1 pseudogene is annotated in these 1150 nt (G+C 65.4%); it reads left to right on the forward strand.

Annotated features, from left to right (window positions below):
* Positions 1 to 290: 290 nt before the first annotated feature.
* Positions 291 to 1007: pseudogene (locus G3N96_RS38710) on the forward strand (AAA family ATPase); the annotation flags it as partial.
* Positions 1008 to 1150 lie beyond the last annotated feature (143 nt).

Consider the following 1150-nt stretch of genomic DNA (forward strand, 5'->3'; position numbering starts at 1 on the left):
TGAAGCAGGCATCGACGCCGAAGCAGGCATCGCCGTTGCACGCCTGAAGCGTCGCGAGGGTGGCGACGCAAAGGGCGCCCAGCGCGGGGCGGATGAAACGGCCGGGGTGAATGTTCATGGTCGCGGGTGGGTGAACCGACGATCATACGCCGCGGCGCGCCGGCGTGCAGCGCGCGCGGGTGTTAGCAGCAGACTCGCGCGGCTGCTTGCTTGCGCGGGGATGCGGGATCGCTACACTGAAATCGTAAGGGTCTGATGATCGTGTGACGGCAAGCGGCAGCGAGGTTGGTATGACGACGGCGATGGTGAAACAGGAACTGGCGGTGGCATCCTTCAGCACGGTATACGACCTCGAGCAGGTCGAGACGGCGCTGAGCGACTTGAACGAAAGCGCGAGCGACGCATTGCGCGCCACCTACGAGAGGATGCTCAAGACGGGCAATCTGCGCTTCTGCGTGAAGCCGAACCGGATGCCGTCGTTCGACGCGCTCGGCGAGGCATTGCCCAATTTCGCCGAGCCGCTCGAAGACGTGCGCAAGCAGGTCGCGCTGTGCCTCGAAACGGATGATCGGCTCGAACTGATGCCGATCCTGCTGCTCGGGCCCCCGGGCATCGGCAAGACGCACTTCGCGAAGGCGCTCGCGCAACTGCTCGGCACCGCGTACCACTACGTGCCGATGAGTTCGCTGACGGCCGGCTGGATCCTGTCGGGTGCGTCGTCGCAATGGAAGAACGCGAAGCCCGGCAAGGTGTTCGATGCGCTCGTGAACGGCAGCTACGCGAACCCGGTCATCGCGGTCGACGAGATCGACAAGGCCGGCAGCGATGCGCAATACGATCCGCTTGGCGCGCTGTATGCGTTGCTCGAGCACGACACCGCGCGCGCATTCATCGACGAATTCGCGGAAGTGCCGATCGATGCGGGCAACGTGATCTGGATCGCGACCGCGAACGAGGCGCACGCGATTCCGGAGCCGCTGCTCAACCGGATGAACGTGTACGAGATCGCGCCGCCCGATGCGGCCGGCACCGCATCGGGAATCGCCCAGATCGCGCGCACGGGCAGGCTCGTCGCGAGCACAAGCCCGTTACGGTCGAGAATCTTGCCGCGCGTCGCCGGCAAGTCGAGCGTACGCTGGTAGCGGCTTTC

Source organism: Burkholderia sp. Se-20373, assembly GCF_017104705.1.
Classification (GTDB): Bacteria; Pseudomonadota; Gammaproteobacteria; order Burkholderiales; family Burkholderiaceae; genus Burkholderia.